At 60.6% G+C, this 14,448-nt stretch carries 13 protein-coding genes, 2 rRNA genes and 2 pseudogenes (1 of these 17 cut by a window edge); 8 read left to right on the plus strand and 9 right to left on the minus strand.

The window, feature by feature from the left end; genetic code table 11:
* Positions 1–592 (plus strand): 23S ribosomal RNA (locus AC3ITY_RS11370); it begins 2,302 nt to the left of the window's first position.
* Positions 593–749: 157 nt separating this feature from the next.
* Positions 750–865, plus strand: a 5S ribosomal RNA gene (gene rrf / locus AC3ITY_RS11375).
* Positions 866–929: 64 nt separating this feature from the next.
* Here the strand turns inward: rrf and AC3ITY_RS11380 are convergent.
* From AC3ITY_RS11380 to AC3ITY_RS11400, 5 genes are all read right to left on the minus strand, one after another.
* Positions 930–1,682, minus strand: coding sequence for a bestrophin-like domain (locus tag AC3ITY_RS11380; RefSeq protein WP_489310844.1), 753 nt, complete (start codon positions 1,680–1,682; stop codon positions 930–932).
* Between the two features lie 48 nt (positions 1,683–1,730).
* A complete protein-coding gene (locus tag AC3ITY_RS11385) occupies positions 1,731–2,159 on the minus strand; it encodes a hypothetical protein (RefSeq protein ID WP_489309129.1) in 429 nt (142 codons plus the stop codon).
* A gap of 149 nt (positions 2,160–2,308) precedes the next feature.
* The gene (locus tag AC3ITY_RS11390) at positions 2,309–2,722 is read right to left on the minus strand and encodes a VOC family protein (protein ID WP_489309131.1); all 414 of its coding nucleotides are present in this window, start codon (positions 2,720–2,722) and stop codon (positions 2,309–2,311) included.
* 89 nt (positions 2,723–2,811) lie between these two features.
* Complete coding sequence (locus tag AC3ITY_RS11395) at positions 2,812–3,471, minus strand: TetR/AcrR family transcriptional regulator (protein ID WP_489309133.1); 660 nt, start codon at positions 3,469–3,471, stop codon at positions 2,812–2,814.
* Entirely contained in the window at positions 3,458–4,309 is an 852-nt protein-coding gene (locus tag AC3ITY_RS11400; RefSeq protein WP_489309135.1) for a 3-hydroxybutyryl-CoA dehydrogenase, read from the minus strand. Before AC3ITY_RS11400 ends, AC3ITY_RS11395 begins: the two co-directional genes overlap by 14 nt.
* A gap of 163 nt (positions 4,310–4,472) precedes the next feature.
* Between AC3ITY_RS11400 and AC3ITY_RS11405 the strand changes: the two genes are divergently transcribed.
* The gene (locus AC3ITY_RS11405) at positions 4,473–5,525 is read left to right on the plus strand and encodes an AraC family transcriptional regulator (RefSeq protein WP_489309137.1); all 1,053 of its coding nucleotides are present in this window, start codon (positions 4,473–4,475) and stop codon (positions 5,523–5,525) included.
* A gap of 4 nt (positions 5,526–5,529) precedes the next feature.
* Here AC3ITY_RS11405 and AC3ITY_RS11410 read toward each other — a convergent pair.
* Positions 5,530–5,613: pseudogene (locus tag AC3ITY_RS11410) on the minus strand (zinc-binding dehydrogenase); the annotation flags it as partial.
* Between AC3ITY_RS11410 and AC3ITY_RS11415 the strand changes: the two are divergent.
* Positions 5,613–5,708: pseudogene (locus AC3ITY_RS11415) on the plus strand (LysR family transcriptional regulator); the annotation flags it as partial. The pseudogenes AC3ITY_RS11410 and AC3ITY_RS11415 sit on opposite strands and share 1 nt — an antisense overlap.
* 2 nt (positions 5,709–5,710) lie before the next feature.
* On the opposite strand, the gene AC3ITY_RS11420 reads toward AC3ITY_RS11415, so the two are convergent.
* A complete protein-coding gene (locus AC3ITY_RS11420; RefSeq protein WP_489309139.1) occupies positions 5,711–6,433 on the minus strand; it encodes a pirin family protein in 723 nt (240 codons plus the stop codon).
* Between the two features lie 318 nt (positions 6,434–6,751).
* Between AC3ITY_RS11420 and AC3ITY_RS11425 the strand changes: the two genes are divergently transcribed.
* On the plus strand, positions 6,752–7,702 hold the full coding sequence (locus tag AC3ITY_RS11425) for a GlxA family transcriptional regulator (RefSeq protein WP_489309141.1): 951 nt from the start codon (positions 6,752–6,754) through the stop codon (positions 7,700–7,702).
* 160 nt (positions 7,703–7,862) lie between these two features.
* On the plus strand, positions 7,863–9,347 hold the full coding sequence (locus tag AC3ITY_RS11430; RefSeq protein WP_489309143.1) for an ATP-binding protein: 1,485 nt from the start codon (positions 7,863–7,865) through the stop codon (positions 9,345–9,347).
* Here the strand turns inward: AC3ITY_RS11430 and AC3ITY_RS11435 are convergent.
* Positions 9,312–12,116 carry an ATP-binding protein gene (locus AC3ITY_RS11435; RefSeq protein WP_489309145.1) on the minus strand — a complete coding sequence of 935 codons (2,805 nt, stop codon included), beginning with the start codon at positions 12,114–12,116 and terminating at the stop codon, positions 9,312–9,314. The two genes, AC3ITY_RS11430 and AC3ITY_RS11435, sit on opposite strands and share 36 nt — an antisense overlap.
* Before the next feature lie 366 nt (positions 12,117–12,482).
* On the opposite strand from AC3ITY_RS11435, the gene AC3ITY_RS11440 reads away from it, so the two are divergent.
* Positions 12,483–13,058, plus strand: a complete 576-nt coding sequence (locus tag AC3ITY_RS11440; RefSeq protein ID WP_489309147.1) for a flavodoxin family protein — start codon at positions 12,483–12,485, stop codon at positions 13,056–13,058.
* 34 nt (positions 13,059–13,092) lie between these two features.
* Positions 13,093–13,917, plus strand: coding sequence for an alpha/beta fold hydrolase (locus AC3ITY_RS11445; RefSeq protein WP_489309149.1), 825 nt, complete (start codon positions 13,093–13,095; stop codon positions 13,915–13,917).
* 36 nt (positions 13,918–13,953) lie between these two features.
* On the opposite strand, the gene AC3ITY_RS11450 is transcribed toward AC3ITY_RS11445, so the two are convergent.
* Positions 13,954–14,409 carry a helix-turn-helix domain-containing protein gene (locus AC3ITY_RS11450; protein ID WP_489309151.1) on the minus strand — a complete coding sequence of 152 codons (456 nt, stop codon included), beginning with the start codon at positions 14,407–14,409 and terminating at the stop codon, positions 13,954–13,956.
* Positions 14,410–14,448 lie beyond the last annotated feature (39 nt).

The raw sequence follows: 14,448 nt of genomic DNA on the forward strand, positions 1-14,448 counted from the left end.
CGGTCGTAGAGTATAAAGGCAAAAGCGCGCTTGACTGCGAGACAGACACGTCGAGCAGGTACGAAAGTAGGTCTTAGTGATCCGGTGGTTCTGTATGGAAGGGCCATCGCTCAACGGATAAAAGGTACTCCGGGGATAACAGGCTGATACCGCCCAAGAGTTCATATCGACGGCGGTGTTTGGCACCTCGATGTCGGCTCATCACATCCTGGGGCTGAAGCCGGTCCCAAGGGTATGGCTGTTCGCCATTTAAAGTGGTACGCGAGCTGGGTTTAGAACGTCGTGAGACAGTTCGGTCCCTATCTGCCGTGGACGTTTGAGATTTGAGAGGGGCTGCTCCTAGTACGAGAGGACCGGAGTGGACGAACCTCTGGTGTTCCGGTTGTCACGCCAGTGGCATTGCCGGGTAGCTATGTTCGGAAAAGATAACCGCTGAAAGCATCTAAGCGGGAAACTTGCCTCAAGATGAGATCTCACTGGGACCTTGAGTCCCCTGAAGGGCCGTCGAAGACTACGACGTTGATAGGTTGGGTGTGTAAGCGCTGTGAGGCGTTGAGCTAACCAATACTAATTGCCCGTGAGGCTTGACCATATAACACCCAAGCAATTTGACTACTCGAAAGAGCATCAGATTGCGGTGTGTGAAGACGAAACGAACCGAAAGTTCGAGATACTCACAAAACACCAAACTATCGCATACCCAATTTGCTGAAGCGAGGCCAGCCGGTCACGACTCAGTACCCGAATTTCTTGACGACCATAGAGCGTTGGAACCACCTGATCCCATCCCGAACTCAGCAGTGAAACGATGCATCGCCGATGGTAGTGTGGGGTTTCCCCATGTGAGAGTAGGTCATCGTCAAGATTAAATTCCGAAACCCCAATTGCGAAAGCAGTTGGGGTTTTGTTTTGTCCACAGGAAATGGAAATTATTGCCCCAACCGCTCCAGCGTGTGCTCTAAGGGTTCCAGCGACACACAGATAAAACCATCAAGCGGACGATTGAGTTCCTCTACCAGCAAGATGGTTGCCCCCGTCGACAGGGCACACATCAGCAATACGACGACAATGGTGCCGTTGCGTGGTGCAAACAGGCCAAACGAGCCGAAGATAATCCCCAGCCACGTCACCAGGATCACCAGCATCACCGGTGGAATCGATTGATTGGCCTGAAGCAGCGTCAGCCAGCGGGTGGCAAAAACCGTGTCCATGTCTTGCAATGCCTTGGCTTTGAGCGAGCGCTGATCATCGTTGCCGGGCGTCAGTGATTCGACCTGGCGTTGCAGGCCTTCGGAGCGACGGATCATTTCGGGGCTATCGAGTTTTGCAATCTGATGGTGATCGCGGGAAGCGAGTACCTCGGTGACTTCTGCGTAGTTGTGCTTGAGCTCGGTACGGATGCCCTGGGTGTCGGTGCCGTAGCGGGCAAGCAAGCGATCGAATTGAACCACTTTCGCCGCCGCGCCCTCCAGTTCGGCATTGGCCGTATCGAAGGTGCCTTTGGCGGAGGAAACGAGCAGGCCGAGGACCAGCGCCGACATCGTTGCGATGAGGCCGGTGGCCAGCTTCACCACCGCCACGGAGTCGTCGCTCAGATGATGGCTCGGTAATCGCTCCCTCACGTACGAGCCCAGCAGTGCGCTGGCGGACAGGCAGGCGAAGACGATGAGGGCGATCACCACGTCATTCAAATTCAACCTCCGTTGACGCTGTCTTCCGTGGGGAGATATCTACTGGTACTTGATCACGATGCCTTTGAGTTTACGTCCCTCGATGGTCGTTACGTCGCGAGCCCACAGCGGTCCGCTGGCATAGGCACCCACCGCCTGAATATGGTCATAGACCACCACCACCGCATCGCCACCGAGTTTGGCGGACTCTTCCCGCAGCTTCTGTTCGACTTCGGTAATCGGCGGGGCAGGGTCGACGCTGGCGTCGATCAACACTTCACCCAGGCGAACATGCGGACGAGGAGGCTCCGAGCGCAGCACGACAACCTCGTCCGGCGATGTCGGTGCCGGATGTTCTACGCCGACATAGGCGGTGGTCTGTGCATCGACAGTGGCGCAACCATTGAGGGCTAGCAGGCTGGTGATCAGTCCACCGGCCAGTAGCAAGCATTTGAAACGGGTGGACCAGGACAGGTCGTGGGCCGGCATAGTGGGTTCGCTCCTCTGGTTCGCTGCTATCCATGTGGCTAGTTGACGGTAGCAGACAGGCCGGGAGTTGCCAGAACGTTGCCAGAACGCCCAACCTTTTCAGGTTGGGCTTTTTTGTGCCTTGAAGACTGTCAATCGACCAAGGCTTTTCACTGATCCTTTTCGCAGTTGACCATCCACGACACACCAAAACGGTCGACCAGCATGCCGAAGCGCGCCGCCCAGAACGTGGTCTCCAGTGGCATTTGCACAGTGCCACCACCCGCCAGTGCATTGAAGACCCGCTCGGCCTCGGCAATGCTGTCGACGTTGAGTGAAATCGAACAGGCACTCATTTTATCCACGGGGCGATCCGGTGTGGTGTCCGACCCCATGATCGCCTGATCGCCCACGATCAGGCGGGTATGAATGATCAGGTTGTGCAGATCCGTGGGGACATGCTCAGCGGCAGGCGTTTCGCCGAAGGTCAGCATGGCTTCGATCTGGCCTTGCAGACATTGCGCATAGAAGGTGAAGGCAGCTTTGCAGTCGCCGTTGAAGATAAGGTAGGGATTGATTTTCATGGTCGGCTCCAGGTGCTCGAGTACATACATCGGTTTGGACGCCAGTTTTTTCGGCGAATTCCGATTGTGTCGAGCCGACAAGCAAAGCGCTAAATCTTTGTCGGTGCTTGTGTTTCTTTAGATGTTTTTTCGATAGGACGCGCGAGGCTTATTGCCTCCGGCGCACGCCGTGGCGCAAGAACACGTTCGATGGCGCCGCTGACCATGCTCTCCAGCAGCTCATCACGTTCCTGCTCGTCCAGCACATGTGGTGTCAGCCAGCTGGGGGCGCTGTTGAGCAGGACGCCAATGGCATGTCCGGCCGCCAGCAGGCCTTGTTCACTGAAACGAGACTTCGCGCCCAGTATCCTCAGCAACGTGCGTTCGTATTGCTCACGCAATTGCCGGACCCGAGCCTGTTGTTCTTCGTTCAGGCAACCGCTGTCGCGTTCCACCAGGCGGAAATGCCAGGGCATCTCCCGATGCAGATTCAAATGGGCGCGGATCAGGCTGTTGAGTTTGTCGCGCTTGCCCGGGGCTTTTTGCTGGATACGTCCCAGAGTGGCCAGCAGCTCCTCGTAGAACTCCTCGATCAGGTCGAGCAGCAGATGCTGTTTGCTGGGGTAATGGTGATACAGCGAGCCTGGGGAGAGCCCCAGGCACGTCGCGAGCTCACGCATGCCGACCTGGCCGAACCCCTTGCAGGCAAACAGCTCCAGGACCTTGTCCCGGTACTCGGCAAAGCGCGAGCAACGCTCAGGCATAGGCATGGAAGCCGCGCCCCGTTTTGCGTCCCAGGTAACCGGCGGCGACCATTTCCTTGAGCAACGGCGCCGGGCGATATTTGCTGTCGTTGAAGCCGTCATAGAAGGCTTCGAGGATCGACAACAGGGTGTCCAGGCCAATCAGGTCCGCCAGTGCCAATGGGCCGATAGGCTGATTGCAGCCCAGACGCATGCCGGCGTCGATGTCTTCGGCGCTGGCCAGGCCTTCCTGGAACACCAGGATCGCTTCGTTGATCATCGGCACCAGGATCCGGTTGACCACGAACCCCGGACGATTACCCGCGGTAATCGCGGTTTTGCCGAGGGTGGTCGCCATGTCCAGCGCCAGTTGGTGGGTCGCGTCACTGGTTTGCAGGCCACGGATGACTTCGATCAGGCCCATTACCGGCACCGGGTTGAAGAAGTGCAGGCCGATGAAGCGCTCAGGCTGGCTGACACTGGCGGCGAGTTGGGTGATCGACAGCGACGAGGTATTGGAGGCAATGACGCATTCGTTGCTGACCTGCGCGGCGATCTGTTGCAGCACTCGCAGTTTCAGGTCGAGATTTTCCGTGGCCGCTTCGATGACCAGTTGCGCGTCACGCAGGACGCTGTAATCGGTGCTGGTGCGGATCTTGTCGAGGGTCGCCTGTTTCTGCTCCGGCGTCAGGGTTTCCTTGGCGATCTGCCGATCCAGGTTTTTACCGACCGTTGCGACGGCTTTTTGCAAAGCGCTTTCGGATATGTCGAGCAAGGTCACGTTGAAACCGGCCATGGCGCAGACTTGTGCGATGCCGTTGCCCATGGTGCCCGCACCGATCACCCCGATGTTTTGCAGATTCATCTTCCCATCCTTCGATCAAACCCTGCGATACCTTGGCCGCGACTGCTGCCGAAGGCGTACTATTGCCGCGAGTCTAGAGCCGGCAGGGCGGTTGTCCTATGCCAAAACTGTTCAACGGCACTGATGTTTTTTGCCATTCGGGTGATGAGAGAGAAACGAACCAATGCGGGAAAAGGACTCGGTTGCCGCCTATTTCGTGCAGGCAATGATCCATGGGCTGAGGGATGATCCGCAGCGTGTGACGGCCATGCTCGAACAGGCGGGCATTGATCCGGCGGTCATGCACCAACCCACGGCGCGGGTGCCGGCCAACGCGTTTGCGGCGTTGTGGCTGATCCAGATCCGCGAACTCGACGATGAGTTTTTCGGGCTCGACTCCCATGGCATGCCGCCGGGCAGTTTCGCCCTGATTTGCCGCGCCTTGATTCAGGAACCCGATCTGCACAAGGCCATGCGTCAGTGCCTGGCCAACTTCGGCTTGTTCCTGCGCGACTTTCGCGGCTCGCTGGCCGTGCGTGGCAAGCGTGCGGTCATCAGCCTGGAAACCCGTTCGACGGACAACGATGCCAGCCGGTTTGGTGAAGAAACCTTCCTGGTGTTGATGATCAGTCTGCTGTGCTGGCTGGGCGGGCGGCGCATTCCCATTGACCGTGCGGACTTCCGCCATTCGCGCCTGTCGCTGGGTGACGATCGCCTGCTATGGGGCCCCAACCTGACCTTTGGTGCCGAGCGCACCGAAATCGAATTTGCCAGTCACTACTTGCGCCTGCCGGTGGTTCAGGACCTGGCTTCGCTGAAGGTATTTCTGCGTACCGCGCCGCAATGGCTGGTGATCCGCTTCCGTAACCAGCATGGCCTGGCATCCCAGGTTCATCAGCGCTTGCGCGGCAGTCATTACAGTGAGTGGCCGACGTTGCAGGCCTTTGCCCTGGAACAGCACCTGAGCCCCAGCACCTTCCGCCGCAAACTGGAGCGTGAAGGCTGTTCCTACCAGGAGATCAAGGACGAAGTACGCCGTGGTGTGGCCTTTGAGCAATTGCGTCAGAGCGACGCGAGCATCAGCGATATCGCCGAGCGACTGGGATTCCAGGAACCCAGCGCCTTCCATCGGGCGTTCAAGAAGTGGACCGGGGAAAGCCCCGGGCGCTATCGGGCCCGTTATCAGGGGGAGCAGGGCGCAGAGGTCGCCAACCTTGAGGAATCCTGCGAGCCCTGAACCATCAACTATCCACGCGCAGGACGATCTTGCCGATGTGATCGCCCGCTTCCATCCGGGCATGGGCCTGCGCCGCTTCCGTGAGCGCGGCCGATGCCCTATGACATCAGGCTGGTGACCCATGCGGACCTGCGGCATACGGCCAGGGTCCGGGCGGTGATCGATGAGGTTGTCGCGGGGTTTTGTCATGGCATTTCCGGCAGTTCCTGTGGGCGCAGGTCGAACACCAGTACTTCGGCATCCACGCCGTTGCTCAAGGTCAGCGCCTGTTCTTCGCGAACCCGTACACCGTCGCCTTCCTGCAACAACACACCGTTGAGTTCGACGCTGCCCCGGGCCACGTGCACATAGGCGTAGCGGTTGGCGGCGAGCTCCAGGGTGGCGCTTTCCTTGCCGTCGATCAGGCCGGCATACACCCGTGTATCCTGACGTACCTTGAGCGAACCCTTGGCGCCGTCCGGCGAGATGATCAGTTGCAGGCGCCCGCGTTTCTTCTGGGTGCTGAAGTGCTCTTGCTGATAGCGCGGTTTGGCGCCGCTGACGTCGGGCACGATCCAGATCTGCAGAAAGTGCACCGCCCGAGTGCCGGAGTGGTTGAACTCACTGTGGGCCACGCCACTGCCTGCGCTCATCAGTTGCACGTCGCCGGGGCGGATCACCGAACCGGTGCCCAGGGTGTCCTTGTGTTCCAGGGCACCTTCAAGCACATAGGAGAAAATCTCCATGTCGCGGTGCGGGTGCTGGCCGAAGCCTTTACCGGCGGCCACGCGGTCGTCGTTGATCACCAACAGATCGGAAAAACCCTGCTCTTTCGGGTTGCGATAGTTGGCGAAGGAAAAGGTATGGAACGACTTCAACCAGCCGTGATTGGCCAGGCCACGATCCGAGGCTTTGCGAAGAGTCAGCATGATGAAATCTCCTGTGGGGACGTGAATTCGTCCGAGTGAGGAGAAGGTTAATGGTTACTGGTTGATGCAATAAGTAGATGAAAATTGAAATACTGTCTCTATCAGGTTGACAGTGTCTGGGTGGGAATCAGCTATTCTTTTCCGATCTTTACGTCGTACTTGGCCATAATGCACAGCAAGAATCCTGTGGGAGCAGGCTTGCTCGCGAAGGCGTCGTTTCAGGCTACATAATGGTGAATGACTCACTGCCTTCGCGAGCAAGCCCGCTCCCACAAGGATTGGTCTGCCGACCCTATTGATCCCAGTGAATTCCAATCCATGAAAACCGTGGCAATGGTGCTGTTTCCCGACTTTCTCCTGCTCGACATGGCCGGGCCCATGGAAGTGTTTTCCATCGCCAATCGTTATCTGAAACCCGACGATCACTATGTGTTGTCGACCATCGGCACCGAGCCCGGCGCATTGCGGGCGTCCAATGGCGTGAGCGTGCACGCCGACCGGCACATCGACGAGGTCTGTGAAGGTTTTGATCTGCTGCTGGTGCCCGGTGGTCCCGGTGCCTACAACGAAAAGCATCCGCCGTTGCTCGACTGGCTCAGGCACAACGTCAGCCGGTCCGCCGGTTATGGCTCGATCTGCACCGGGGCGTTTGTGTTGGGGCATGCCGGTTTGCTCGATGGCTATCGCGTCACCACCCACTGGCACTACACCGAGCGGCTGATCAAGGGCTTTCCGAAGGTGACCGTCGAGACCGATCAGATCTTCGTCCAGGACCGCAACCTGATCACTTCCGGTGGCGTCACCGCCGGGATCGACCTGGCCTTGTCGGTGGTGGCCCAGGACCATGGCAAAAAAGTCGCCCAGGATGTGGCCAAGGTGTTGCTGGTGGTGATGAAACGCCAAGGCGGGCAGGCGCAGTTCAGCCCTTTGATGGCGGCGGTGGCCCCCCACGAAACGGCGATTACCCGGGTGCAGAACCGTGTGCTTGAACATCTCGATGAAACCTACAGCATCGAGCGCATGGCCGGTCTGGCCAACATGAGCCCGCGGCATTTCGCCAGGGTGTTCGCCCGGGAAGTGAACATGACGCCGATGGAGTTTCTGCAAAGCGCGCGCATCGATTGCGCCAGGAATCTGCTGGAAACCACCGAGTTGCCACTCAAGACCGTGGCGTTCAAGAGTGGCTTCGGCAGCGTGCGGCATATGCGTTTTCTGTTCAGTGAAAAACTTGGCCTGACCCCGACTCAATACCGCGAGCAGTTCAGCTAGCGCGCGTGTCCGTCCTGCGCACCGCAATGGCCGTGACGCTCCCCCCGTGGCAGTTGTACCGTCACCGAGGCCTGCCAAGATACCGCTGAACTCAATGCAAGGAAGGTACGAAGCCTGATGGACTCGCGTACCGAGCCAGGCTTCCAGCGGGTGACAGCGCATGAACAGCCTCAGAGATATAAACAGCGAAGCGGTACTGCGATTTGGTCCCTATGCCTTCCACCTCAGTCAGCGACTGGTGCTGGAGGGCGATCGACCGCTACGCCTGGGCGGCCGCGCCCTTGATGTGTTGCAGGTGTTGGTCGAACACGCAGGCTCGGTGGTCAGCAAGGAAGAGTTGATTGCGCAGGTCTGGCCGCGCTCCGTGGTCGAAGAGATCAACCTGCGGGTGCACATTGCCGCCCTGCGCCGTGCCTTGGGCGACGGGCAGAACGGCCAGTGCTACATCGTCAACATTCCCCAGCGCGGCTACAGTTTTGTCGCCCCGGTACAGCATTCGCCAGAGCCCGTAGCGTTCCCGAGTGAGACCCTGCAAAAGCCCCTGCACAACTTGCCGGCGCGGCTCACGCCGATCACCGGGCGCGATGCGATTGTCGGCAGTCTGGTGCGGCAGTTACCGGTGCGCCGATTCATGACCCTGGTCGGGCCTAGCGGGATCGGCAAGACCACCGTGGCGCTGCGCGTGGCCGAACTGTTGTTGCAGCACTATCGGCACGGCGTGTGGCTGGTGGACCTGGCGGCGATCGATGACCCGGCGCAAGTGACCGATCACCTCACACGAACCCTTGGACTGAAGGTCGGCACCACGCTGGAGGCGCTGGCGCAGCGGCATGCCTTGTTGGTGCTGGACAACTGCGAACACCTGCTCGAACGCTGCCAGACGTTGGTCGACACGCTGCTGCATTCGATGCCGCGGCTGTCGATCCTTGCCACCAGCCGCGAGCCGCTCAAGGCGGAGGGCGAAACCGTCTTGCGTCTGCCACCGCTGGCGGTGCCGCCGGCGTCAGCGCTGCGCAGTGTTGCCGAGGTCATGGGCTATTCCGCGGTGCAGTTGTTCGTCAGCCGTGCCGGGGCTCGCCAACAAGGGTTCACCCTGCGCGAGCAAGACCTCAAGACCGTACGGGAAATCTGCCGACGCCTCGACGGCCTGCCGCTGGCGATTGAATTGGCCGCGGCGCAAATCGATGCATTGGCGCTGGTGGGGTTGCAAGCGCAACTCGACAACTGTTTTCAGCTGCTGTCCCACGGCCGCCGCACAGCCGTTCCCCGGCACCAGACCCTCAAAGCTGCGCTGGACTGGAGCTACGAACGGTTGACTGCCGTGGAGCAAACCGTGTTGCAGCGCCTGGCGGTGTTCAAAATGGCGTTTACCCAGGACGCAGCGATCGGCGTGATCTGCTGCGACAGGCTGCCAGCCGCCGACCTGGTCGAGGTGATGGAAAACCTGGCCCTCAAGTCGCTACTGTCCCTGGAGCAGGGGAGGGAAGTGACCCGTTATCGCTTTCTCAACACCACCCGCACCTACGCCCTGGAAAAACTCGAACTCAGTGGTGATTTGCGCGCCCTTGAAGTGCGTTATGCCGGTTACATCAGCCAGACACGCTGGACTTCAGGCCGGCAGGTGACATTGCAACTCACCAAGTAAGCGGCGCACTGCCATCAGGTCAGGCGTGGCAAAACCTTCGGTGAAGCGCTGGTAGATCGGTGCCAGCAGTTGATGCGCCTGTTGGTGGCGGCCCTGACGTTGCCACAGTTGTGCCAGCGAGGTGGCGCTGCGCAGCTCCCAAGCCAGGGCGCCCTGGGTCTTTGCTACATGGAGTGCCTTGAGCAGCACCGCTTCTGCCGTCGCGGCTTTGAGCGGGCAATCCGTTGCCAGCAATGTCTTGGCCCTGGCCCGCAGAATCTCTGCCGTGCTCCAGCCCGACGCACCGTTTTGCGCGCGTTCGAGCAAACCATCGTCGATGTAGGACGAATCCAGCGTGACCATGATGTCTTTGATCAATCCGACACTTTGGCGGCCGGATGGCCGAACATCGGTGCCGCCGATCACCTGCGCGTAGTGTTGCGCCCAGTGATAGAACAGTGGAACCGAGTGTTTCTGCGTCTGTTCCAGCAGCAGGCGCAGGAGTTCGCGGGCGCTGCGGGTGTCGCCGTTGTAATAAGCGATCAGGCAGCCGGACAGAGCCAGGGTGTAACAGATCGACGTGCCATGGTTGATCTGCAACGCGATGTCCAGCGCCTGCCGGGCTGTACGCCAGGCCTGTTCCGGTTGGCCTTGCAGCCAGAGGATGCGCGCGTGGATGGTCAGCGCCGCGACACTCTGGTCGTATTGCACGCCAAAGCCATGGGTGAAACGGTTGAGATGACCACTGTGGGTCATGCGTTGCAGCACCTGTTCGGCATGCTCCCCGGCCTGTTGCTGGTCGCCGCAGAAGTGCAGGGCGAGCACCCGCAATCGATGCATGCTCAGGGACGTCAGGGCGTCGTCATGCAGCCCAAGCTGATCGAATTGCCGGCTTTGTTCCAGGGCCATTTGATAATGGCCGCAGCTGAGATTGACTGCCAGGTGCCCGGAAATCGCCCGCAGCTGACCGGCCACATCGTTGAGTTGCCTGGCCAGAGCCCTGGCGCTGACAAAGGCGCCAATGGTTTCGGCGCTACCTCCTTGAGCGTGGTAACAGGCACTGCCCAGGGCCAGCTTGAGGGCCATCTGCAAGCGCGGGCAAGGCTTGGCAGACTGCTCGAGCAAGGCCAGCGCCTTGCGCACATAACCGCCGTGCTCCTTGAGCAGTGACAACTCCTGCCACAGGGGCGTGGACGTCGCGGCCAGGCGTATCGCCAGTGCCTGCGGCCCTTTAGCGTGCAATCCCCAGTCGAGGGCTGCGCGGATGTCCTCCAGGGCCCGGCCATAGCGCTCGAGCCACAGGCCAGTCGAGGTTTTCTCCCAGTCGTCCTGCGCCTGTTGCATCAGCGCCAGGCAACGCTCGGCATGCCGCTCCCGAGTGCCGGGCAGGTCGGTGGTTTGCGCGAGTTTTTCCAGGGCATAGCTGCGTGTGGTATCGAGCAGGCGGTAGTAAACATCCTCGTCGCCCACCTCCACGTTCAACAGCGACTTGGCGACCAGTTGGGTGATCGAGCCGAACACCTCGCGGGGTTCGATGTGTTCGCCGACAATCACCACCGCTGCCGACTCCAGGGTGAAGCCGCCGCGAAACACACTCAGTCGGCGCAGGCAGGTCTTTTCACAGGCGTTGAGCAGTTCGAAGCTCCAGTCCAACGTTGCGCGCAGGGTCTGATGGCGTGCCAGGGGCGTCTGGCAGGGCTGGGCCAACACCCGGAAGCTGCTTTGCAACTGCGCCAGCAAGCCGGGCAATCCGAAGGTGCCCACTTGCGCCGCCGCCAGTTCGATGGCCAGCGGAATACCGTCCAGTCGGTGGCAGATGTCGATCAACAGCGGCAGCTCATCGTCCTTCAGTTCAAAGCTGTCATGGCTGGCCATGGCCCGCTCTACGAACAGTTGCAAGGCGGAAAAGGTCATGGCCTGGGCGCAGTCGAGGATGGCGATGGGCGGCGGGCAGTCGAGTGACTCCAGACGCTGGACGAATTCCCCTTCGGCCCGCAGGCTCTCGCGGCTGGTGGCGAGAATATGCACGTGCGGCGCACTGCGCAGAATGTTTTCGCAGAGCTGGGCGATGGCATCGACCAGGTGTTCGCAGTTGTCGATGACCAACAGCATTTGCCTGTCGCGCAGACAGTCCGCAAGACCGCTCAGGGGCTCGTCGTCGTGCAGGGCCAGTTCGAGCAACTTCGCCAAGTGGCCGTCGATCATCAGCGGGCAGTTGATCGGGGCCAGGTCCAGCAGGCGAATGCCGTCCCGGTAGCGACCGATCATTTGTTCGGCGACCCGCAAGGCCACGGTGGTCTTGCCGATGCCGCCGGGGCCGACGAGGGTGATGAAGCGCTGGCGTGGCAGTTGCACCACCAGATTGTCGACCAGGGTCTGCCGGCCGATCATGCGCGTGCGGCGCACCGGCAGGTTATGCCGGCTCGGCGCGCAGGCCACGGGCGCTGGCAGTTGCTCGGCCTGTTCCAGTGAATGCGGAGCGACGAAGCTGTACCCGCGCTGGGCCACGGTGACGATGTAGCGCTGGCCGGCCTGACCGTCGCCGAGCGCCTTGCGCAACGCGGCCATGTGCACCCGCAGGTTGATGTCTTCGACCACGCTGTTGGGCCAGACCCGGGCGATCAGTTGTTGCTTGCTGACCACGTTGCCAGCGTGCTCCAGCAGGATCAACAGGATGTCCATGGCGCGCCGGCCCAGGCGCAAAGGCTGGTCGGCCTCCATCACCAGGCGTTGTCCGGGGTAGACCCGGTAGGGGCCGAAATGCACAGCCTGTTCGGGGGAAAGGGTCAACGAGTCGCTCCTGCTGCATCCGTCTAGTACGCGGTTTTTGAGCATGTTCCTCAGGTTTATTACGTAGCGCAATGCGCCGCCCGGGTGACTGAAGGGGCAGGCATTGACTCTAGCGTATCGGCCAGCGGCTGGCGGTCCCGAAAACATTGGGTGCGACAGATGGACAGGACTTGCCGGGGCTTTTTGCGCGCCAAGGAAAATTAACAACGTTTAACTCGTCGCGCGTCCGGTCTGCGCCAAAACTCTCTTGCTGTAGGAGCGAGCTTGCTCGCGATGGAGTATCAGTCGACACCAATGCGGCTGACACAGCATCGCGAGCAAGCTCGCTCCTACAAAGGGATTCCCATCCATCGCAAGGACAGAGCAATGAGCAACGTGGTGGTGGTCTATCACAGTGGCTACGGGCACACCCGGGTCATGGCCGAAGCCGTGGCCGCGGGCGTGGAACGGCACCTGGGCAGCACCTGCCAGTTGATTCCGGTCGAGGAGGTGGATGAGCACTGGGCGCGGCTGCACAACGCCGACGCCATCATCTTCGGCGCGCCGACCTACATGGGCAGTGCCTCGGCGGCCTTCAAGGCGTTCATGGAGGCCACGGCGGCGTTCTACCTGGCCCAGCCCTGGCGCGACAAACTCGCGGCCGGCTTCACCAATTCCGGCTGCCTGTGCGGCGACAAACTCAATACCTTGCTGCAGATGGCCGTGTTCGCCGCCCAGCACTCGATGATCTGGGTCGGCCTCGACCTGCTGCCGGCGCGTTCCAGCACCGGCGCGTTCAACGGACAGCTGAACCGATTGGGCAGCTCCCTCGGTGCCATGGCCCAGTCGAATGTCGAGCAATCCCCCGACGATGCCCCACCGCCCGAGGATCGCTGCACCGCCGCGCACCTGGGCGAGCGAGTGGCGCGCCTGGCCGATCGCATGAACCCGCTACCGGTTTGATTCACCCCCAACCCTCGTTAAGGAGGCATCACCCATGAGCACCTTCACTACCCGCGACGGCGTCGAGATCTACTACAAGGACTGGGGCACCGGTCAGCCGGTTGTCTTCAGTCACGGCTGGCCGCTGAACGCCGACAGCTGGGAGTCGCAGATGATCTTCCTGGCCTCCAAGGGCTACCGGGTCATCGCCCACGACCGTCGCGGTCATGGGCGCTCCAGCCAGCCATGGTCGGGCAATGACATGGACCATTACGCCGACGATCTGGCGCAGTTGATCGAGCTGCTCGATCTGCAAAACGCCGTGCTGTTCGGCTTCTCCACCGGCGGTGGCGAGGTGGCGCGTTACATCGGTCGCCACGGCACCGGACGCGTGGCCAAGGCCGGGCTGATTTCCGCGGTGCCGCCGCTGATGCTCAAGACCGAAGCCAACCCCGGCGGCCTGCCGCTGGAGGTTTTCGACGGCATCCGCCAGGCCTCGCTGACCGACCGTTCGCAGCTGTACATCGACCTTGCCAGCGGCCCGTTCTTCGGCTTCAACAAACCCGATGCGAAACCGTCCCAGGGCATGATCGACTGGTTCTGGATGCAAGGCATGATGGCCGGCCACAAGAACGCCTATGACTGCATCAAGGCATTCTCGGAAACCGACTTCACCGAAGACTTGAAGAAGTTCGACGTGCCGACTCTGGTGGTGCATGGCGATGCGGATCAGGTGGTGCCATACGAAGCGGCGGGCGTTTCTTCCGCCAGACTGGTGAAGGGCTCGACCCTGAAGATTTACCCGGGCGCCCCTCACGGGTTGACCGACACCCACAAGGATCAGCTCAACGCTGACCTGTTGGCGTTCTTGAAAGGTTAAAAAGCCGGATCAAAAGATCGCAGGCTTCGCCAGCTCCTACACGGTAGCGTGCATGCCCGTAGGAGCTGGCGAAGGCTGCGATCTTTTGCTTTTAAGGCCATGCACCACCTGACAGCGCCAGGCAAACGGATTGATGCCTTCGCTGCGGGTGAAGATATGGCAGAAGTGCGCCTGATCGCAGAAGCCGCATTCGAGGCTGATCTGCGTAAGGCTCATGTCGGTGTACTGGATCAATTGCTTGGCCAGGGCAATGCGCTGCTGGCGAATCCATTCTTGCGGCGAGAGACCGGTGCTGCACTTGAATGCGCGGGAGAAGTGACTGCGCGAGAGGGCGCAGGCCTGTGCCAGTTCAGTGACTTCCAGGCTGTCGCCCAGACGTTCGAGGATCAGTTTTTTAACCCGTTTTTCGCGTTGCGGGCTGAGGCCACCGGTGCTTTTCTTTGGCATAGTCGTGAATGACGCGGGGGCGGCATTTTGCTGAACGTGAGCCATGGCGAATGTCCGTGTCGGTAGGCTTCATTCTTGGACCCG

The organism is Pseudomonas sp. GL_091 (assembly GCF_057837725.1).